20 protein-coding genes and 1 pseudogene are annotated in these 19,940 nt (G+C 36.7%); 14 read left to right on the top strand and 7 right to left on the bottom strand.

Annotated elements, in window-relative coordinates; genetic code table 11:
• Position 1: 1 nt before the first annotated feature.
• The 12 genes from rsmI to purF all read left to right on the top strand — a co-directional run bounded on the left by rsmI (position 2) and on the right by purF (position 10,291).
• Positions 2–814, top strand: coding sequence for a 16S rRNA (cytidine(1402)-2'-O)-methyltransferase (rsmI, locus tag CDOM16190_RS02955; protein WP_170018825.1), 813 nt, complete (start codon positions 2–4; stop codon positions 812–814).
• Between the two features lie 35 nt (positions 815–849).
• A complete protein-coding gene (locus CDOM16190_RS02950) occupies positions 850–1,530 on the top strand; it encodes a TrmH family RNA methyltransferase (protein WP_170018824.1) in 681 nt (226 codons plus the stop codon).
• Positions 1,523–2,536 (top strand): phosphatidylglycerophosphate synthase, encoded by a 1,014-nt coding sequence (locus tag CDOM16190_RS02945; RefSeq protein ID WP_170018823.1) that lies wholly within the window; start codon positions 1,523–1,525, stop codon positions 2,534–2,536. Before CDOM16190_RS02950 ends, CDOM16190_RS02945 begins: the two co-directional genes overlap by 8 nt.
• The gene (locus CDOM16190_RS02940) at positions 2,530–3,327 is read left to right on the top strand and encodes a hypothetical protein (protein ID WP_170018822.1); all 798 of its coding nucleotides are present in this window, start codon (positions 2,530–2,532) and stop codon (positions 3,325–3,327) included. The genes CDOM16190_RS02945 and CDOM16190_RS02940 overlap by 7 nt, the downstream gene beginning before the upstream one ends.
• A gap of 13 nt (positions 3,328–3,340) precedes the next feature.
• Positions 3,341–4,546: an LL-diaminopimelate aminotransferase gene (locus tag CDOM16190_RS02935; RefSeq protein ID WP_170018821.1), complete on the top strand. Its 1,206-nt coding sequence runs from the start codon at positions 3,341–3,343 to the stop codon at positions 4,544–4,546.
• Complete coding sequence (locus CDOM16190_RS02930) at positions 4,546–5,820, top strand: homoserine dehydrogenase (protein WP_170018820.1); 1,275 nt, start codon at positions 4,546–4,548, stop codon at positions 5,818–5,820. Before CDOM16190_RS02935 ends, CDOM16190_RS02930 begins: the two co-directional genes overlap by 1 nt.
• Entirely contained in the window at positions 5,821–6,159 is a 339-nt protein-coding gene (locus tag CDOM16190_RS02925) for a YraN family protein (protein WP_170018819.1), read from the top strand. It begins immediately after the preceding gene.
• Between the two features lie 70 nt (positions 6,160–6,229).
• Complete coding sequence (gene trxA, locus CDOM16190_RS02920; protein WP_169976305.1) at positions 6,230–6,544, top strand: thioredoxin; 315 nt, start codon at positions 6,230–6,232, stop codon at positions 6,542–6,544.
• A complete protein-coding gene (locus CDOM16190_RS02915) occupies positions 6,544–6,993 on the top strand; it encodes a hypothetical protein (protein WP_170018818.1) in 450 nt (149 codons plus the stop codon). The genes trxA and CDOM16190_RS02915 overlap by 1 nt, the downstream gene beginning before the upstream one ends.
• A gap of 12 nt (positions 6,994–7,005) precedes the next feature.
• The gene (trxB, locus tag CDOM16190_RS02910) at positions 7,006–7,944 is read left to right on the top strand and encodes a thioredoxin-disulfide reductase (RefSeq protein ID WP_170018817.1); all 939 of its coding nucleotides are present in this window, start codon (positions 7,006–7,008) and stop codon (positions 7,942–7,944) included.
• A gap of 141 nt (positions 7,945–8,085) precedes the next feature.
• Positions 8,086–8,847 (top strand): 4-hydroxy-tetrahydrodipicolinate reductase, encoded by a 762-nt coding sequence (gene dapB / locus CDOM16190_RS02905; protein WP_170018816.1) that lies wholly within the window; start codon positions 8,086–8,088, stop codon positions 8,845–8,847.
• A 106-nt stretch (positions 8,848–8,953) separates the two neighbouring features.
• Positions 8,954–10,291 carry an amidophosphoribosyltransferase gene (gene purF, locus CDOM16190_RS02900; RefSeq protein ID WP_169976313.1) on the top strand — a complete coding sequence of 446 codons (1,338 nt, stop codon included), beginning with the start codon at positions 8,954–8,956 and terminating at the stop codon, positions 10,289–10,291.
• Here the strand turns inward: purF and CDOM16190_RS02895 are convergent, their stop codons facing one another.
• The 7 genes and pseudogenes from CDOM16190_RS02895 to CDOM16190_RS02865 form a co-directional block, all read right to left on the bottom strand.
• On the bottom strand, positions 10,292–10,840 hold the full coding sequence (locus tag CDOM16190_RS02895; protein WP_170018815.1) for a DUF2393 family protein: 549 nt from the start codon (positions 10,838–10,840) through the stop codon (positions 10,292–10,294).
• Positions 10,840–11,367: a DUF2393 family protein gene (locus CDOM16190_RS02890; protein WP_170018814.1), complete on the bottom strand. Its 528-nt coding sequence runs from the start codon at positions 11,365–11,367 to the stop codon at positions 10,840–10,842. The genes CDOM16190_RS02895 and CDOM16190_RS02890 overlap by 1 nt, the downstream gene beginning before the upstream one ends.
• Positions 11,357–12,070: a bifunctional phosphoribosyl-AMP cyclohydrolase/phosphoribosyl-ATP diphosphatase HisIE gene (gene hisIE, locus CDOM16190_RS02885; protein ID WP_170018813.1), complete on the bottom strand. Its 714-nt coding sequence runs from the start codon at positions 12,068–12,070 to the stop codon at positions 11,357–11,359. Before hisIE ends, CDOM16190_RS02890 begins: the two co-directional genes overlap by 11 nt.
• Positions 12,071–12,092: 22 nt before the next feature.
• Positions 12,093–13,181 (bottom strand): prohibitin family protein, encoded by a 1,089-nt coding sequence (locus CDOM16190_RS02880; protein WP_170018812.1) that lies wholly within the window; start codon positions 13,179–13,181, stop codon positions 12,093–12,095.
• A 20-nt stretch (positions 13,182–13,201) separates the two neighbouring features.
• The gene (locus tag CDOM16190_RS02875; RefSeq protein WP_170018811.1) at positions 13,202–14,116 is read right to left on the bottom strand and encodes a branched-chain amino acid transaminase; all 915 of its coding nucleotides are present in this window, start codon (positions 14,114–14,116) and stop codon (positions 13,202–13,204) included.
• A gap of 272 nt (positions 14,117–14,388) precedes the next feature.
• Positions 14,389–15,834: pseudogene (locus CDOM16190_RS02870) on the bottom strand (aryl-sulfate sulfotransferase); the annotation flags it as partial.
• Positions 15,835–15,904: 70 nt separating this feature from the next.
• A complete protein-coding gene (locus tag CDOM16190_RS02865; protein WP_170018810.1) occupies positions 15,905–17,782 on the bottom strand; it encodes an aryl-sulfate sulfotransferase in 1,878 nt (625 codons plus the stop codon).
• A gap of 803 nt (positions 17,783–18,585) precedes the next feature.
• On the opposite strand from CDOM16190_RS02865, the gene CDOM16190_RS02860 reads away from it, so the two are divergent.
• Positions 18,586–19,245 (top strand): thiol:disulfide interchange protein DsbA/DsbL, encoded by a 660-nt coding sequence (locus tag CDOM16190_RS02860; RefSeq protein ID WP_170018809.1) that lies wholly within the window; start codon positions 18,586–18,588, stop codon positions 19,243–19,245.
• Positions 19,246–19,254: 9 nt separating this feature from the next.
• Positions 19,255–19,884: a protein-disulfide oxidoreductase DsbI gene (gene dsbI / locus CDOM16190_RS02855; RefSeq protein ID WP_170018808.1), complete on the top strand. Its 630-nt coding sequence runs from the start codon at positions 19,255–19,257 to the stop codon at positions 19,882–19,884.
• Positions 19,885–19,940: the final 56 nt, after the last annotated feature.

Genomic DNA, 19,940 nt, shown 5'->3' with positions numbered 1-19,940 from the left:
TTTGCTCTATTTTATTCCTACTCCGATAGGAAATTTAGAGGACATTTCACTTCACGCATTAAATATTTTGCGTGAATGTGAAGTGATCTTTTGTGAAGATACGAGAGTTACTAAAACTCTTATAAATCTTTTGAATTCTCGCTTTAACTCAGATATAAAGATAGAAAAATTTATCTCGCTTCACTCTCATAACGAAGCTCAAATTCTTTCAAATTTGGATACGGAAATTTTTAAAAAAACAGTTGCTTATGTAAGTGATGCAGGAATGCCCGCGATTAGTGATCCGGGTGTTGAGCTAGTAAGATTTGCTATCAAAAACAGGATTGATTACGAAGTCTTAAGCGGATCAAGCGCACTACTTTTAGCAGTCGTTGCAAGCGGGCTTTGTGATAAAGAATTTACTTTTTTAGGCTTTTTACCAAACACGGGCAAAGAACGAATGATAGCTATACAAAACGCACTTATTTCGCCCTATCCTATAGTCATATACGAAAGTCCAAAAAGAGTGCTTGCACTGATAGAGCAGATAGCAAATTTAGAACCTGAGAGAAAAATTTTTGCCATAAAAGAGGCGACTAAAAAATTTGAAACCAAATTCAGCACAAATGCAAAAGAGTTAAAAGAACAACTTCAAAATGCAAATTTAAAGGGCGAATGGTGTATCGTGATAGATAAAAGCTTGCATCAAAGCAGTGAAAAAATCACGATAGACGACATCATCTCTCTTGATATACCTCCAAAAACCAAAGCCAAACTGATCGCCAAAATCACAGGCGAAAACGTAAAAAAAATATACGAAAATCTAACAAAATAAGCTAAATTTTACTGATTTTTAGCTATTATGAGCCGATGATTATATATGGAAAACAGCTATTTTTACACATTATAAAGCACTATAAAAAAAGCGTTAAAACTATCTATCTTGCAAAAGAGTGCGATAAAGCTACCTTTTCGCAAATCGCTTCCGTTGGAGCACCTATCAAGCGAATGGATAATCAAAAAGCTCAAGCTCTTGCACGCGGAGGCAACCACCAAGGCTTTTTAGCAGAAGTTGAAGAGTTTGGCTTTAAGCAGTTTGACGAGCTAAAAAAGCGAAATTTTATAACCGTTCTATACGGACTTAGTGACATAGGAAACATAGGCGCTATCATCAGAACCGCTCACGCTTTGGGGTGTGAGGGCATAGTCGTAGTGGCTAAAAGTCTTGCCATGGAAGGTGTCATAAGAGCAAGCAGCGGTGCTGCATATGAGATAGATATCGCTCTTGTAGAAGACGGACTTAGCGCGCTAAATGAGTTAAAGCAATGCGGATTTAAGCTCTATGCAACAGCAAGCGGCGGTAAAAACGTAAATGGGATGAAATTTGGTCCTAAAACAGCTCTTGTTATGGGAAGTGAAGGCGAAGGAATGCCGAAAAAAGCGATCTTAAAATGCGACGAGTGCGTCGGTATAAAGATGAAAAACGGCTGGGATTCGCTAAATGTAAGTGCGGCTTTCGCCATAATTTGCGACAGGATTATAAATGAATGAAACTAGTATCTTACAAGAGATTGGACTAAACGAAATAGCCAGAAAAACGCATATAGAAGCTGAATATGTAGGTTATATTATCGATAGAAATTATGAGAAGCTTGCAAGACTAAATGTCAGAGGCTTTATTAAAATTTTAGAACGTGAATATAATGTAAATTTTAAAGAGTGGTTAGAGGAATATGATCAATTCGTATCTAAACACAAGGATGAAGCTCCACAAAAAAGCACGGCCATTTTCCCAAAAATTTCATCATACACATCTACTGGTAAAAAATCATCCTGGGGTTTATTTTGGCTTCTTATTATCTTGATTGTAGTAAGTTTTTTAGTATGGTTTTTTGAAGGATATAAACATATAGGTAGCATATCTAGCCTATTTGAAGACAAAAATAGAAGTGTAAGCTATACGAATACTGTAGTAGTAGAAGAGGCTGAAAAAAATATAAACAGCATAAAAGAGACCAATGTCACTATAAATTTACCGGCCCCTATAGCAAAGCAAAATATAGAGCAAAAGCCTGAACTTATAATTGTATCTGCTCCCATACCTCAAGAAGAACCGGCCAAAGCTGATCAAATAGATGAAAATGAATCAAAAGAGCAGCCTGAACCTGAAGAGAAAGTTCAAAAAATAGAGCCTGAGACAATATTGCAAATAGACACTTCAAAAGTCAATCAAATAAAATCTACCGAAATAGGAAGCCAATATATAACAACCGGATTAAACGAAGTTAAAATTCATCCACGCAAGAAAGTTTGGATAGGCATTATAGATCTTGAAAGTAGCAAAAAAAGATCTGTCGATACGGATAAGCCTCTAAATATAATTTTAGATAAAAAGCAATTAGTAGTAACCGGGCACGGCTCTATAAATTTAGATATAGATGGAGAGGTTGTAAAATTTAGCACTGATAATCCAAAGAGATTTTTAGTAGAACAAGACAGGATAACGCTTATTAGCTATGATGATTTTGTGTCTTTAAATAAAGGCAAATCTTGGTAAAAAAAATTATTGCATTTGCTTTAGCGGCTTCTTTTACTTTTGGAGCCAATGTATTAGAGATAGTAGATGGCATACTTGGTCAAACTAGCACCAATACAACTGCACTATTTAGAGATGGGCTGGATTATCTAGATGAAGACGGACGACCTAATATAGCTAAAATTTCAAACACGCTAAAGTCAAATTCGCTATTTCCTACTTCATATAAAGAGAAAATAAATTTAGATATACAATTTATATCAAGTCAAGCAAATCCGCTACTTTTGATAAAGATTGTAAAAGAAGCGCTAAACAGCCTTGGATTTAATGAAATTTTAACAACCGAATTTGCAAATACCCAAGCTACGATTTGGGGAATTAGGCTAAATACTAAATTTATGCTTGATCCAGGCTCATTATATACTGCTTTTAAAAATACAAATACCATTATACAAGCTATTGAAAGAACAGATACCTTCACTTATAAATACGCACTTGATACCTCAAAATCCATATTAAATTTAACGGCCGTAGAAATAGGAAAAGAGATAGAACTATCAAAACCTCTTGAGCCATATTTTATAGATGTAAGCGATGCAAACAAGGTCGAAATAACTGCAAAAAATGGCGATAGTTGGTTTGCTTTGGTTAGAATTTTGGATAAAAATTTAAATTTGATAGATGAAAAAAGAAAAAACAAAAAGACGACTAAAATTAATTTTATACTTCCTTCAAACGCAAAATACATTACAATAGACGATGCAAACAGCCTTGAAAATATAAAAAGAGGCTTAAGAATCCATATACAATAACTAGGAGATAGCTATGTTTGATGAAATTCGCTTTAATACGATTGAGAGACTACCCAACTACGTATTTGCAGAGGTAAATGCTATAAAAATGGCCGCACGTCGTGCGGGAGAAGATATTATAGATTTTTCTATGGGAAACCCCGAGGGCAGGACTCCTCAACATATAGTCGATAAACTCTGTGAGAGCGCACAAAAAGACAAAACTCACGGATACTCCGCATCAGCAGGAATCTACAAACTCCGCCTTGCTATTTGCAACTGGTATAAGCGCAAATATGACGTAAATTTAGACCCTGAAACAGAGGCTGTAGCCGTAATGGGGTCAAAAGAGGGCTTTGTGCATCTTACACAAGCTATCATAAATCCTGGAGATATAGCCGTAGTACCTGATCCTGCGTATCCTATTCATACTCAAGCATTTATCATTGCGGGTGGAAATGTCGCGAAAATGCCTCTAGTTTATAACGAAAAATATGAGCTTGACGAGAATAAATTCTTTGAAAATTTGCAAAATACCATCTACTCAAGCTCACCAAAACCAAAATATGTCGTGGTAAATTTCCCGCATAACCCTACGACTGTATCGGTTCAAAAGAGCTTTTATGAGCGACTTGTGGCAATGTCAAAAAAAGAGAGATTTTATATCATATCAGACATCGCATATGCCGACCTTACTTTTGACGGATACAAAACACCTAGTATTTTTGAAGTTCCAGGCGCAAAAGATGTTGCCGTAGAGTGTTATACTCTATCAAAAAGCTATAATATGGCTGGCTGGAGAGTTGGTTTTGTATGTGGAAACAAAAGGCTTTGCGCGGCACTTAAAAAAATCAAATCATGGTTTGACTACGGAATGTTTACTCCAATTCAAGTAGGCGCAACAGTGGCATTAGACGGTCCTCAAGATTGCGTAGAGGGAATTCGCCAAATTTATGAAAAACGCAGAGATGTCCTAATAGAAGCATTCGATAATGCAGGCTGGCAAATAGAAAAACCGAGTGCAAGTATGTTCGTATGGGCAAAAATACCTCCTCAAGTGGGCAATTTAGGAAGCTTAGAGTTTTCCAAACAGCTTTTAACTAAAGCTTGCGTGGCCGTAAGTCCCGGAATAGGCTTTGGAGAAGGCGGCAACGATTATGTAAGAATCGCGCTTATAGAGAATGAAAACCGCATTAGGCAAGCAGCAAGAAATATCAAAAAATACTTAAAAGAGTTCTAATGAATGTAGCAATTTTAGGAGTTGGCACAGTCGGTGAACAAGTGGCTAAAATTTTGATTCAAAATCAAAAGCTAATCAGCGCAAGAGCCGGCAAGGATATAAAGCCGGTTATTGGCGTTGTAAGAAATTTAGACAAAAAACGCGATGTAAATTTACCGCTTACAAATGATATAAATAGCGTTATCAATAGAGATGATATCGATATTTACATAGAATTGATGGGCGGAGTTGATGAGCCTTATAGAGTAGTAAGTGAGATTCTACATAGAAAAAAAGCTGTTGTTACAGCAAACAAAGCACTTTTAGCTTACCATAGATTTAAACTTCAAAATCTAACAGGAGACACTCCTTTTGGTTTTGAAGCTAGCGTGGCTGGCGGAATCCCTATTATAAAAGCTCTTAGAGAAGGTCTAAGCGCTAATCAGATTCTCTCTATAAACGGCATAATGAATGGAACCAGCAACTATATACTAACCTCTATGATGAATAGCGGAGTCAAATTTGAAGACGCTCTTAAAAAAGCTCAAGAACTTGGATACGCAGAGGCTGATCCTACCTTTGACATAGGCGGATTTGATACGGCTCATAAGCTGCTAATACTAGCAAGTATCGCATACGGTGTTCACGGAGATCCTGAAGACATACTGATAGAGGGTATAGAAGGCATTACAAAAGACGATATTTTCTTCGCTCAAGACTTTGAATATGTCATCAAACTTCTTGCGATAGCTAAAAAAGTAGGAGATAAAGTAGAGCTAAGAGTACATCCTGCACTTGTAGCGAAAGATAAGATGATAGCCAAAGTAGATGGAGTCATGAACGCAGTAAGTGTAGCAGGAGATGCTGTCGGAGAAACCATGTTTTATGGTCCTGGAGCTGGTGGAAGCGCTACCGCAAGTGCTGTTATAAGCGATCTAATCGATATTGCCAGAGGCACAAATTTCCCGATGATGGGATACAAATCACCTCTTGAGATAAAATCCCTAGAGCTACTTGCCCAAGATGAGATTAGAACCAAATACTATTTCAGACTAAAGGTTGATGATAAAGTCGGTGTTTTGGCTAGAATTACAAATTTAATGAGCGAAAATAATCTTTCAATCGATAGTTTTTTACAAAAACCACACATTAAAAATGAAGAAAATGACAAAAAAGCGACTCTATTTTTTACAACTCATACAAGCAGAGAGGCTGATGTCAAACGAGTTATAAGAATACTAGAAGAGCAAGAATTTATAAGAGAAAAGCCATTTATGATAAGGATTGAACAGTAAGTGGGCTTAAATGAATATCTCTTTGGAATAAGCTCAGAGGATATAGCCTCTAGGCATGTTAAAAACGAGGGATATGAAATTTTAGATAGAAATTTTAGCTCAAAATTTGGCGAGATAGATATTATCGCAAAAAAAGATGAAATTTTACACTTCATAGAGGTAAAAGCAACCAAAGGAGAGTATGAAGCAATATATAGACTAACTCCTGCTAAATTTGAGAAAATTTTAAAAACTATTGATTTTTATCTGCTTCAAAATGGATTAAACTCCGATTTTCAAGTGGATCTGATAACAATAGAAAATAATAATATAAAGTGGATAAAAAATATTAGTTTATAATTTTTATTATTTATTATTTTTTAAACTTGTTTATGTATAATACAATCCAAAATTCAATTAGGAGAAAATTATGGGAAAATACATTGAGCTTACATCGGCTAACTTCGACGTAGCCAAAGAGGGTGTTGCACTTGTTGATTTCTGGGCGCCTTGGTGTGGACCTTGCAGAATGCTTGCTCCGGTTATTGATGAGCTTGCGGAAGAATTTGACGGCAAAGCCAAAATTTGCAAGGTAAATACAGATGAGGTTCAAGATCTGGCGGTTGAGTTTGGCATAAGATCAATTCCTACATTGCTATTCTTTAAAAATGGCGAAGTTGTTGAACAAATGGTAGGAGCTCAATCAAAACAAGCAATAGCAGATAAGATAAATTCGCTTCTTTAATGAGCATAAAAAGACGGGGGACTTTACTCCCCCTGACTTCAGTTTTTGCTTCATTTATTGGCGCCGCTTTAATTGCTTCGGTTTTTGCTTACAATAATTATAGATTCTCAAAATACAAATTTATAGACTTTAGCTCTTTAACTTTTTATGAGAAAAATGAAATTTTTATGCCGAAAAATAGTAAATTTTTACTAGTTGTTTTTAGCTCGAATATGAATAATTTAGACAAAATTTTAGAAATTTCAAATAAAAATTTGCCTATTGTAGCAATTGATCTATTCCAAAAAAGATTTGAACCAAAGGAAAATATAACTTATATTACATCAGATATAAATACAATTTTAAAACTTATGAATCTTCTGAATATTACTACATTGCCAAGTAGTGTTGAGATGATCCATCAGGACGAAAAAATTTATAAACAAGATTCAAAAATAAATAAAATTTAAAAGGAATACAATATGTTGGATTTAGCTATCATAGGTGGTGGTCCTGCAGGACTAAGCGCGGGACTTTATGCGACTCGCGGCGGACTTAAAAATGTTGTTATGTTTGAAAAAGGCGAACCTGGCGGACAAATCACGGGAAGCTCCGAGATAGAAAACTATCCTGGTCAAAAAAATCCAGGTGAGAGCGGAATGGATTTCATGAGCACTTGGGCTCCTCAATGTATGAAATTTGGGCTAAAACACGAAATGGTAAACATAATAAGAGTTAGCCAAAATGCAGATAAAACCTTTAAAATCGTATTTGATGGAGGAAAAGAGGAAAGTGCAAAATCCGTAATAATAGCCACAGGCTCAACACCTCGTCGTGCAGGTTTTAAGGGTGAAGATGAATTCTTCGGAAGAGGAGTAAGTACATGCGCTACATGCGACGGATTTTTTTATAAAAATAAAGAAGTTGCCGTTCTTGGTGGTGGCGATACTGCTATAGAAGAGGCGATTTATCTTGCCAATATCTGCTCTAAAGTCTATATCATACATAGACGAGAAGGTTTTCGCGCAGCTCCAACGACTTTGGAAAAGGCTCGCAAAAACGAGAAGATAGAATTTATCACAAGCGCTACCATAAAAGAGGCTTATGGCGATAAAATGGGTCTTAACGGACTTATATTAAATACAAAAGATGGAGAGCGCGATCTAAAAGTTCCTGGAATTTTCACATTCGTGGGACTAAATGTAAACAATGAAATTTTAAAGCAAGAAAATGGTGAATTTTTATGTAAAATGACAAACGAAGGTCAGGTAGATGTAAATCTAAAAATGCAAACAAATATACCGGGACTCTTTGCCGCTGGAGACATCAGAAAAGATGCTCCAAAACAAGTCGTAGTAGCTGCAGGAGATGGCGCAGTAGCTGCTCTTTCTGCGTTAAGCTACGTAGAAAGCCTAAACTAACTCAAATTTAGCCGAAATTTCGGCTAAATTTAACTTCTAGTAAAATTTATCAATCCTCGTTTCATACTAACCCTATCTATTTATCGCTATTTTTATCAAAAATATGCTAAATTACAAATCTTAAATTAAAAAGGATTAGTCATGATAAAAATCGGAATTCACGGCGCAAGTGGAAAAATGGGAAGAATGATAATAGAGTGCTTAAAATATAGCAAAGAAGCTGTTTTAACTGCCGCTTATACGATAGAGCCTCTTGATTTTGCCCTTAATACAGTGGTAACGGATAGTTTTGAGGAGCTATTTGAAAATTGTGATGTAGTAATTGATTTTACTATAAAAGATGGGGCAATAAATCTAATAAATTATGCAAGAACCAATCCAAAACCACTAGTAATAGGCACAACAGGACTTGGAGAGGATGGAGCTCAGCTAATAGCTCAAGCCTCAAATACGATGCCTATACTGCAAGCTACCAATATGAGTCTTGGTGTGGCTGTGCTAAACCGCCTTGCAGCAATAGCCTCAAAGACGCTAAAAGAATTTGACATAGAGATAGTAGAGCAGCACCATAGACATAAAAAAGACTCCCCAAGCGGTACTGCGCTAACTCTTGCAGAGCGTGTGGCAAATGCACGAGATTTGAATATAAAAGAAGTTATGGTAACAGGCAGAGAGGGTCTAATAGGAGCAAGAAGTAAAGATGAAATAGCAGTTTTAGCGGTGCGCGGAGGAGATGTTGTGGGGCGACATACTGTTGGATTTTATAACGATGGAGAATTTATAGAGTTAAATCATACTGCAACGAGTCGTGCAACATTCGCCAAAGGCGCGATTAAAGCCGCTATCTGGCTAGCCTCTCAAAAAAACGGACTATACGGTATTGATGATTGTCTAGGGTTTTAAGGAGCTATTTTTATAAATTTTATATTATTTTATATCTAAAATTTTTAAAAATTTTAGATAAGTTTAGCTAAAATAAATTTCAAAATAAAACAAAAAAGGTCTAAAAATGTGCGCTGTAGTAGGAGTGGTTAATTCAAAAAATGCGGCAAAAACAGCTTATTATGCCCTGTTTGCAATGCAGCACAGAGGTCAAGAGGCAAGCGGAATAAGCGCTAGTGATAACGGATATATTAGAACTATAAAGGCCACAGGACTTGTTACCGATGTTTTTGACGAGAAAAGCTTTGAAATATTAAAGGGTGATATGGCAATAGGACACAACCGCTACTCGACTGCAGGAAGCGGCTCTATAGACGATGCACAACCGATATCCGCCAACTACAATCTAGGCTCAATCTCACTGGTTCATAACGGAAATTTAATAAATAAAGATGAAATTCGCCAAGCTCTCATAGATGAAGGAGCGATCTTTCAGTCAAATATGGATACAGAAAACATTATCCATCTAATAGCAAGAAGCAAGAAAAAACATCTAAAAGATCGTATTACAGAGGCTTTAAAAAAGATTATAGGTGCATATTGCCTCATAATTCAATCCAGACATAAAATTTTTGCCGTGCGTGATAAATATGGCGTAAGACCTCTATCTATAGGCAAACTAAAAGACGGAGGATACATAATAGCCAGCGAAACTTGTGCCTTTGATCTCGTAGGAGCTAAATTTATAAGAGATGTAAAACCAGGAGAGATGATAATATTTGAAAACGGCAAAGACGAGTTTCAAAGCATAGAACTATTTAAGCCAGATCCTAGAATTTGTGCGTTTGAATACATCTACTTCGCACGCCCGGATAGCGTCATAGAGGGAAAAAGCGTATATGACGTGCGTAAAAATATGGGTGCTGCCCTAGCCAAACAAAGCGGCATAAAGGCTGATTTCGTAGTGCCTGTGCCTGACAGCGGAGTTCCTGCGGCTCTTGGATATGCAAATGAGAGCAAGATACCTTTTGAACTTGCTATAGTAAGAAACCACTATGTAGGACGCACTTTCATTGAGCCTACTCAAGCGATGAGAAATCTTAAGGTCAAGCTCAAGCTAAATCCTATGTCAAGCATACTAAAAGGCAAGAGCATAGTGGTAGTGGATGATAGTATAGTTAGAGGCACTACGAGTAAAAAGATAGTAGAGCTACTTCGCTCTGCGGGAGCTAAAGAGATACACTTTAGAGTCGCTTGCCCAGAGCTTAAATTTCCTGAACGCTACGGTATCGACACTCCAAGCTTTGAAGAGCTTATCAGTTATAAGATGAATAAAGATGAGGTATGTAAATTTATAGGAGCCGATACTCTTGAGTTTTTAAACCTCAAAGATCTTGTAAGCAGTATAGGCAATGAGCGAAAATACTCGCTTGTAAGTTTTAATGGGGATTATTTTATAAAATAATTAATAGCAATCCAGCTTAGTTATAAACATAGTATTTTTAAAATATGGAGGATATGGCATAGAGACACTAAAATTTCTAGCCTCTCTTATCTTTAAATTTTTAGCAATACTTACCTTTTGCTCGATTGTGTTCGGACGAGCATCTTTATCATTCTTAAGCCATGAAAATATAGATAATCCGCTTGGTTTAAATATCGCATCGCCTTTTAAGCCTTCCTTACTTATAGGGTCATTTATCAGCTTTACTATAATATTGCAATTAGATATATCAAATGAGCCTACATTCCTTATAATACCTTTAATTACTACGGTTTCATTCATTAAAACTCTACTTTTCGTAATGCCTTCTAAAACAGCCTTTTTAGTATATTTATCTACAACAAACATTAAAAATATCCCTATCAGAAGAGTAACGCTAAAATTTATAATTATTAAAGAAGTAAATATTTTTTTGTTTTCTTCATATTTTGACAGATACGCCAAGAGTCCTGAAAGAAGCAATAATATAACAATTATCAGAATATGAAAAATATTAAAATACTCTAGCATTAAAAACACTCCGAACTAACTGTTATGTTATAATCACTCAATCTAAAATTGTTTATCACACCTTGAACGCGCCTTGTCTCGTTGATATCCACTATTTCTTTAAGAAATATCTTATCTTTCATGATCGGTCTTAGCATATTTATTTGATTTCTCAACTCATTTCCGGAAGGCTTATAAAATTTAAGATCAATCCTGCAATACTTAAATGGATTTTTTGATAAATTTGTAAGCTTTAAATCGACCAAAAGAGTATTTGAGTATGAAAGTTGTTTTTGTGATATTAGTTCTAAATTTCTAGTTCTCAAATTCTCATCCAAAAAACGATTTATATAAAAAAGTCCGAAACTAAAAGCTACTAAATTTAATAGCATAAGCAAAAAACCCAAAACGTGAAATCTTGTTATCAAATAGATACAGGCTACAAACAAGATAAAAAACATCAAGATAAGCCATATATAAGCGGCTATATCTATCCAGCTTAAATGCTCGAGATAGAAGCTTAGTCCCTCTTTTAGCTTATTTAACATCTCTTGATTTTTTCTCCTCGATTCCGCTTACTCCAAACCTTCTAGCAAGCTCATCTTTGATACGATCAGGGTGAATATTATGAGCCGCAAGTGCTACCATAGAGTGGAAGCACAAATCAGCCGCCTCATACACCAAATCGTTTTTACTTTTTTCATCTTTGGTATTGGAAGCATCTTTGCAAGCTATTACAAACTCGGTCGCTTCTTCGCCGACCTTTTTAAGTATTGCGTTTTCACCCTTTTTAAACAGGCTTGCCACATACGACTTTTGGGGGTCTGCGTTTAGTTTTCTATCTAAAATTTCGTGATATACTTTGTCAATTATCTGGTAATTTGTCTTTATATCCGGCAATTTACTATCTAAATTTAAGTTCTTGTTACTTGAATTAAGCTCAAATTTCCTAAAAAAGCAAGATTTCTTACCGGTATGACAAGCCGCGCCACCAATCTGCTCTACTTTTATTAAGATAGTGTCGTTATCACAGTCTAAAAATATCTCATCAATTTTTTGGACATTGCCACTCTCTTCGCCTTTTTTCCAAATTCTATTTTTTGTGCGTGAAAAATAGTGGACAAAGCCGGTTTGAACGCTCAAATTTAAAGCCTCTTCATTCATAAAAGCAAGCATTAAAACATCATTTGTAGTGCTTTCTTGCACTACCACAGGTATCATCCCTCCGACTTTATCCCAATCTATCTTCATCGCACTCTCTTAAAATTTATTTCTAACGCTCAATAGCCGATTGTCTTGCCTTGTCCTTAGTATCAACCCAAATATTTGGCACTGATCCTCCAGGTGTTAAGAAAATTTTAGCATCGCTATTTTCACGCAAAGCTTCGTTAAATTTACCCTGAATCTCTATTTGTTTTAACTCTAGCAAATTTTGATCCAAACTCTTGGCAACCTCTTTATTTGCATACGCTTGAGCATCGGCTTCTATCTTAACCGCATCAGCCTTACCTTTAGCCTCGATGATGGCTGCCTTTGCCGTACCTTCTGCAAGAGCGGCCTTTTTAAGCGCTTCTTGGTTTGCACGCTCTACTTCGTATTTGGTTCTCTCAGCCTCTTGTTTAGCGATTTGAACACGCTCAATTTGCTCTTTTACCTTTTCAGGTAAGATTATCTCTCTAAGTTGAACAGTGAGTAGCTCCACTGGTCTATTTGGCTGAGAGTCGATATCTTTGCGAATTCCTTCATCGATTTGAGCGGCTATCTCATTTCTCTTGGTAGGAAGTTCTTCTGCGGTATATTTACCAGTTACGCTTCTTACCACATCTCGCACTACCGGATCTACTATTTTGCTTTCCCAGCTAAGTCCCCAAGCAGCAATTGTTTGAGGTGCATTTTCCGGATTTAAGCGATATTGAACCGTAATATCTATACTTACAGGAAGGTTTCTAGCGTCTAAAACTGAAATTGAGTTTTTGCGAATAATTCCCGCTTGAGATTGGGTTGAAAATTTTTGTGTCTCACCCATATCCTCGCCTGAAGTATAGTTTATAAGGCGAACTCTAGTATCTACGATTATAACCCTTTGAATTCCTGGTATAAAGAAGTGAAAACCCGGCTGCATAGGGTTTGGATCATATTTACCTGCAGTAGCCTTGATGCCTACTTCACCCGAGTTTATAACTACGAAAGGTTGAGTAATAGCTAAAATAGCTATGATAACTATGATAGCGTAAGCAAGTCCTGACATTTTTCCAAAATTCTTTGGTAAATTTGGTGCCTTGAAATTCAGCTTTGGACCGTTATTGCTTCCGCCACTATTATTGTTCTTTTTATGAAAATAATCATTTAAATCTGCTGGCATTCATATCCTTGTTTAGAATTTTAAATATAAGTTAGCATTGAAGCATATTTTGGGTTTCGTCCGTAAACTACGTCAAAATAAGCATCTTGCAGCTTTTTAGTGATCTCTCCGCGTTTTCCGCTTCCGATAACCCTAGCATCGATGCTACTTATCGGAGTTACCTCAGCTGCCGTGCCCGTGAAGAAAGCCTCATCAGCCGTATAAGCCTGATCTCTAGTGATGCGCTCACGGCGAACTTCATAACCTAAATCTTTTGCGATCTTGATAACGGTGTCTTGAGTAATGCTTGCTAGGCTATTGTCATTTGGAGGTGTTACGATAGTACCGTTTTCAACTATGAAAAAACATTCGCCAGGGCCCTCAGCCACGAAGCCTTCACCGTCTAAAAGAAGCGCCTCATCGTATCCGGCATCTTTTGCTTCGTAATTTGCCATTTGCGAGCTTAGGTAGTTTGAGCTTGCCTTTGCTCTATTCATTTGCCCTGACGGATTTAGCTTGGCAAAGCTTGAAATTTTAACTCTAATGCCCTTTTCAAGCCCTTCATCACCAAGATAAGCACCCCACTCCCAAGCTGCGATTGCGGTTTGAACAGGGGCTTTTGTGTGAGCTAGCCCCATTATGCCGTAACCTAAAAATATAATCGGGCGAATATATACGTTGCCGTTAAATTTATTTGCTCTTAAGAGCTCTATTTGAGCATTTTCAAGCTCTTTTTGAGTATAAGGGCAATTTAAAATTGTCATTTTTGCAGACTTTAAAAGCCTGTTTGTGTGATCTTGTAAACGAAAAATCGCTAAACCTTTATCGGTTTTATAAGCCCTTGTGCCTTCAAATACGGCATTTGCATAGTGAAGCGAGTGGGTTAAAACATGAACTTTAGCCTCATCCCATTTTATTAATTTTCCATCCATCCAGATAAATTCCGAAGCATTCATCTTACGCCTTTCATCTTGTAAAATTTACGGAGTTTAGCAAAATAATCTTTAAAATTTAATTGTTTTGTAAATAAACACGAAAAAGCTCCATTAAAACCTTGTAAATACAAAAGTAAATCATATAGCGACACCTACAAATAAAATTTACAAATTTAAGAATATAAAAAAGAAAAATTCCAAAGATAAAAATCTAAATAAGGACATTAAATTCAAGATAAATTTAAAAGAAAATTAAAGAGCTAAGCAGTATCGCTTAGCTCAAGTCGGGAGTATTATTTAGAAAATGCCTTTTCTATACTAAACGGAAACGCTTGATAACCCATAGCGTTTGTCATTTTAATCTCGATTGAAGGCTCTTTTGCGCCACATTCAAATTCATTAATATGCGGGCTTGGTACGCCTACAGGTTTGCCTGCTGCGATGTCAAACTGCATTCCGGCAACTGCCGAATAAGCAAATACGCTATCAAGGTCGTCTTGGTACTCAGCAAGGCTAGTTACCGAGCTATACCAATCAGCTCCTCTTTGTTTGCCGTATTCCCAAACTTGCTCTACGGTTTTAGCCTTCTCGTCTACCTTATAAACTACCGCGCGAGAGTATTTCATGCCCGCTATTGCAGGCTGCTCAAATCCTCTACTGTCGCCGTTATCAAATACGGTTAGATACACTAAGCCTTTTTTGGATTTGCTATCGATTCTAAATGCAGTGTGCTGAGTGTATTGCCAGTCAAACCCGCCTGTGTCGCTTTCATATCCCGGGCATTTTGTGTAGTCATCTTCACAAACGATCTTTTTGCCGTTTTTATCTACAGGCTGAAGAAGAGCGCCTTTAAATTTCTCGCTCCAGCCTTTATGCCCGCCGATTATCCACTTAACTTTCTTGTCACGTCCGATTTTAATAACCGCATTTTGATGGCGTGAGCTTATGATGATACTATCGTCGCTTGGGTCGTGATCCACACTATTTACGTGAGCCCAGTTACGTCCCGGCCCACTTCCTACGATATCGCCCCATTTCAGGAAGTTCACGGTTAAAAATTTCGCGTCCTAAGATATCGTATTTAACGTATCTTTGTCCATATCCCCAAGTGATAGCTCCGTCTTTGTTTTGTTTAAAGCCCATCATAACGCCTGCGTTAAAAGGCTTTTTAAGGTCGTAAATTTTGCTAGGCTCAAGATACCATCTAACTTCGCCTTTGGTATCAAGGATAAAGTTGCTAGGCGTATAGTTCCACTCAAGAGCTCCGCCTGCAGGATTGTTCCAAACTACCTTAGTGCCTTTGCCCGTTTTATTATAGAAGTTATTTACATAGTAAAGTCTATTTTCAAATTTCTTGCTTGGAGCTTTTATAACTTCGATCTTATCAAATAAAGCTCCCTTTTGGCTTGGATGTCCCGTAGCCTCAAGATAGATAGCCGGAGCGTAAATTTTATACGTCTCTTTTATTATCTCTTCTTTGCCTTTATAAGTTTTTGTATATTCTACTTCAACCGTATTTTGATAGTCGGCATACATACCAAATACGGGAATTCCACCGTGAGTGCGAAGGTGCTTGTTGGCTACGCATAGCTTATTAATTGTCCACCAGGCTTTGGGACGATAGTTACTTTGGCGTCTTTTATGTTGTATCCGCCGTTTTTAATAACAGCAGTTAAAAGTGCGCTATCATAAGGATTTACTACAACTTCTCCCAGTTTTTCCGTAACAGCGTAATCTATGCTATGTTTTAAATTATAAATTTTAGTATATCCCCCAAGAAGATCTTGGGGGAGGGAATTTTAGTAGTTATTATTTTTTGCTTTTAACTTTGCGGTCAAATGCTTTATCAAGATGTATAGGTATGGCTTGATATCCTATTCCGGTTCCTTCAAATTTCATTTGAAGACCAGGCTCGGTAGATCCCCACTTAAACTCAAGCAACTCAGGAGCAGGCTCTCCTACAGGAACGCCTTTTGACAAGTCAAACTGCATGCCCGCCGTTGCAGAATAAACTAGCAATGAGTCTTTATCGTCATGGTATTCAGTAAGGCTCGTAACCGCACTAAACCAATCTCCGCCTCTTTGTTTGCCGTATTCCCAAACTTGCTCTATAGTCATTTTGTTTTGATCTATCTTATAAACAACACCGCGTGAGTATTTCATACTAGAAAGCGCAGGCTGCTCCATACCGCGGCTATCTCCGTTATCAAAAGCGGCTAGATAAAGGATATCTTTATTTGTTTTTGAATCTATAATAAACGCCGTATGTTGTGTCCAAGTCCAGTCAAATCCGCCTTTTTCGTTTGTGTATCCAGGGCATTTGCTATACTCGTCCTCGCAAACGATTTTGTTTCCTTTGCTATCGACAGGCTGCAATAGGTATTTTTTAAATTTCTCACCCCAACCTTTGTGAGGACCGACTATCCATTTGATTTTCTTATCGCGTCCGATTTTTACCATCGCATTTTGGTGGCGGCTGGAAACTACTATAGAATCATCATTTGGATCATAATCAACGCTGTTTACGTGAGCCCAGTTTCTGCCTATTCCGGTTCCCGCTATATCGCCAAATTGATTATTTTCATCAAGCTTAGCTAGCTCGTCAGCCCCTATAGTATGTCCGGCTTGAGAAGCATCGACGTTTAAGCAAACGGCTCCTTGGTCAAGAACCATGATAGCATCGGCTCTATAAGGATCCATGATCTCATAAAGTCTCCAATCGTCTACGACATATCCGTCTTTATCAACCTCTACTATCGTATCTCTAACGGTTCTAACGTTTTTGCCGTCAGGGCGTTTTGTGTTAGATGAGCCGACTCTTAGTAGATAGTTGCCGTTTTGTGCGTTATTTAAAGAGTGAGAGAAGTCGTTATAAGCAAGCGGAAGCTGGCGATCAAAAATTTGTCTTCCCATCAAATCGTATTTAACATATCTTTGTCCAAAGCCCCAAGCAAGAGCTCCGTCATTATCTTGCCTAAACCCCATTTGAATACCGGTTTTATAGATATTGCCAAAATCCAAAAGCTTGTCTGAGTCAAAATACCATCTAACCTCGCCTTTTGTATCTACTATAAATGAATTTGAAGCGTCATTCCACTCCAAAGCGCCGCCCGAAGGGTTATTCCAAACGGCTTGAGAGCTTCTGCCCGGAGCTTTTCCTGGAACGTTGTTTATAAGATATAGCCTATCTGCAAATTCCTTGTCTGCTTTTACAACGGTTACTTTTTCAAAAGGAACTCCCGTTTGCATAGTAAGTCCTGACGGAGTAAGTCCTATACCGCCTGTCGTTACTTGATACTTTTCGGTAATAGTTTCATCCTTAAAGCCCATGGCTGATTTAGTATAAGTAACTTCAACCGTATTCTTATAAGACGGATATAGCCCAAAAACCGGGATACCGCCGTAAGTTTTTACCGTTTGGTTATCTACCTTATAGCTGATAGTTTGACCCCCTGGTTTTGGAACGATAGTTACTTTAACGCCTGATAAAACATAGCCGCCGTTAGTGATGATAGCTGTCAAAGGTGCGTATCCGTAAGGATTCATCTTAACAACTCCAAGCTTGCCTTGTTGTTGATAATCATTCTTTGGACCGCTTGGACCGCCTATAGCAAGAGAAGAAGTAGTTAAGCCTCCGACTAGTAGCCCTGCCACAACAATTGATGAAAGTAAATTTCTAGCCTTCATACGGACTCCTTTAATTATAGATTTTGTAAATTTTACTTTAAAAGTAAAATTTATCAAACCTACTTATTAGGATAGAATACAAGATAGCTTTTTTACTTTTTTAATACTATTTCTTATAAAATTTTATTAGTGTAATTTTAAAAAAATTTACTAACATAAAAATCACACAAATATTAAAATATCTTTAAATAATTTTACATAATATAAACTTCTTATAAAAATTTAAATTTGCGAATAGTTATTAAAATTTGAACTGAATTTTATCATTAAAATATCACTAAAATACCTAATTATAAATTAATACAACAAAATATATAAAAACAATCAGACCAATAAATTTATATAAATTTAAATGCTATTAAATAATGGTTGTGGCTTTATCAGCAGATACGGATCTTAAATTTGAGAACAAATTTATATTATTTTTTCCTTAAAAAACTTTTGTTTATATAATTATAACTACCGATAGATTATATAAATTTTAGATATATAGGCATAAAATTAAATTAAAAAATAAATTTTATATATATTAAAGATTATAAAATTTCAGTTATGAGAAAAAGTGTTGATTAAAAATTTTACACATTCCATAAAAACTTTTTTTAATATTAATAAAAAGCAACCTCTAGTCTATGGAATTCATTAAAAAAACCGATAAAAATTTAAATAGATTTTAAGTGTATAATCTAATTTTATATATTAATATTAACTACTAAATTTATCTTAAATTTATTTTCGTGTTATTTTTGTGGAAGTTCGGTTGTATAAAATTACAATATCAAATTTATTCCAAAGGAGTTTAGATGAAATCTCTACTTACAAAAACAACTAAAATTTTAGCTGCAGTTGCGCTTTTGGGCGCCGTAAGTGCTAACGCTTTTACAGAAGGTAAGGATTATATGGTTCTTGAAAAACCTCTAAGCGTAGAGAAAGGAACTCTAACTAAAGTTTTTAGCTACGCTTGCCCGTTTTGCTACAAATACGATAAAAGCGTAACTCCAAAAGTGGTTGAAAAAGTATCCGGCCTAAAATACGTGCCGTATCACTTAAAAACCAAGGCCGAATACGGAGAGGCCGCGAGCAAAGTTCTTGCTGTTTTAGTGGTTAAAGACCAAGAAAAAGGGGTAAATTTACTTGATGATAACTCAATGTTCAAAAAAGCGAAATTTGCCTACTACAAAGCATACCACGATAAAAAAGAGAGATGGAACGACGGCAAAAATCCCGAAGCCTTCATAAAAACAGGGCTTGATGCTGCCGGAATGAGCATGGATGAATACAACAAAGAGCTTGAAAATCCAAAAGTAATCGAACTTCTTAAAAAATGGGACGAGTCTTACGAAGTGGCTAAAATTCAAGGCGTTCCAGCGTTTGTAGTAGACGGCAAATACCTTATCTACACAAGCACTATCACTTCGGTAGACGGCTTTGCCAAGCTTATAGAAGAGTTGCTTAAAAAATAGGCTTTCAAGATGAATATAGTAAATAAAATTTCAGCTTGGCAGGATACTAGATTTCCTTGGCTACTGATGGCTTTTGCGAGCATTGCGCTGGTTTTACTGGCGCACTCGCTCTTTCAAAAGTACGTCTATATGCCGCCTTGCGAACAGTGCGTATATATAAGATTTGCTTTTTTATGTATGGCATTTGGCGGTTTGATAGCGGCTATCAATCCTAAAAATTTAGTTCTTGCGTTTATAGGATATGTGTTTGCGTTTTGGGGAGCGATCCAAGGGATAATGTATAGCGTTAAGCTAGCCAAAATTCACACTGCGGTTCATAGCGACGATCCTTTTGGAGTTCAAGGATGTTCAACGGATCCAGTATATCCGTTTAACCTACCGCTTCACAAATGGGCGCCTGACTGGTTTTTGCCTACGGGAGATTGCGGATATGATAACCCTATAGTTCCCGACGGAGTGGCTTTAAGCGGATTACAAAAATACCTTGTAGACTTATATCAAGACGGCTGGTATCTAATCCCTTCAAAACACTTCATGTCAATGGCGGACTGCACGCTTCTTGGCTTTGGTCTATGCTTTATAATCCTGCTTGCAATGGCGGTATCTAAAGTCATAACCTTAGTTAAAAACCCTAAATAATCTAATAAAAGGTCTGAATTTTCAGACCTTTTTAGATATACTGCTTGCCTAAACAA

The sequence above is a fragment of the Campylobacter sp. RM16190 genome, from assembly GCF_012978835.1.
Classification (GTDB): Bacteria; Campylobacterota; Campylobacteria; order Campylobacterales; family Campylobacteraceae; genus Campylobacter_A.
This window is presented reverse-complemented; position numbering and strand designations above follow the sequence as displayed.

Coding starts and splice junctions, on each gene's coding strand:
- CDOM16190_RS02880 (WP_170018812.1), bottom strand. CDS start 13,181: ATGCCAGCAGATTTAAATGATTATTTTCATAAAAAGAACAATAATAGT.
- CDOM16190_RS02865 (WP_170018810.1), bottom strand. CDS start 17,782: ATGAAGGCTAGAAATTTACTTTCATCAATTGTTGTGGCAGGGCTACTA.
- CDOM16190_RS02860 (WP_170018809.1), top strand. CDS start 18,586: ATGAAATCTCTACTTACAAAAACAACTAAAATTTTAGCTGCAGTTGCG.
- trxB (WP_170018817.1), top strand. CDS start 7,006: ATGTTGGATTTAGCTATCATAGGTGGTGGTCCTGCAGGACTAAGCGCG.
- CDOM16190_RS02895 (WP_170018815.1), bottom strand. CDS start 10,840: ATGCTAGAGTATTTTAATATTTTTCATATTCTGATAATTGTTATATTA.
- CDOM16190_RS02915 (WP_170018818.1), top strand. CDS start 6,544: ATGAGCATAAAAAGACGGGGGACTTTACTCCCCCTGACTTCAGTTTTT.
- dapB (WP_170018816.1), top strand. CDS start 8,086: ATGATAAAAATCGGAATTCACGGCGCAAGTGGAAAAATGGGAAGAATG.
- CDOM16190_RS02935 (WP_170018821.1), top strand. CDS start 3,341: ATGTTTGATGAAATTCGCTTTAATACGATTGAGAGACTACCCAACTAC.
- CDOM16190_RS02950 (WP_170018824.1), top strand. CDS start 850: ATGATTATATATGGAAAACAGCTATTTTTACACATTATAAAGCACTAT.
- CDOM16190_RS02890 (WP_170018814.1), bottom strand. CDS start 11,367: ATGTTAAATAAGCTAAAAGAGGGACTAAGCTTCTATCTCGAGCATTTA.
- hisIE (WP_170018813.1), bottom strand. CDS start 12,070: ATGAAGATAGATTGGGATAAAGTCGGAGGGATGATACCTGTGGTAGTG.
- CDOM16190_RS02875 (WP_170018811.1), bottom strand. CDS start 14,116: ATGAATGCTTCGGAATTTATCTGGATGGATGGAAAATTAATAAAATGG.
- dsbI (WP_170018808.1), top strand. CDS start 19,255: ATGAATATAGTAAATAAAATTTCAGCTTGGCAGGATACTAGATTTCCT.
- CDOM16190_RS02930 (WP_170018820.1), top strand. CDS start 4,546: ATGAATGTAGCAATTTTAGGAGTTGGCACAGTCGGTGAACAAGTGGCT.
- purF (WP_169976313.1), top strand. CDS start 8,954: ATGTGCGCTGTAGTAGGAGTGGTTAATTCAAAAAATGCGGCAAAAACA.
- trxA (WP_169976305.1), top strand. CDS start 6,230: ATGGGAAAATACATTGAGCTTACATCGGCTAACTTCGACGTAGCCAAA.
- CDOM16190_RS02945 (WP_170018823.1), top strand. CDS start 1,523: ATGAATGAAACTAGTATCTTACAAGAGATTGGACTAAACGAAATAGCC.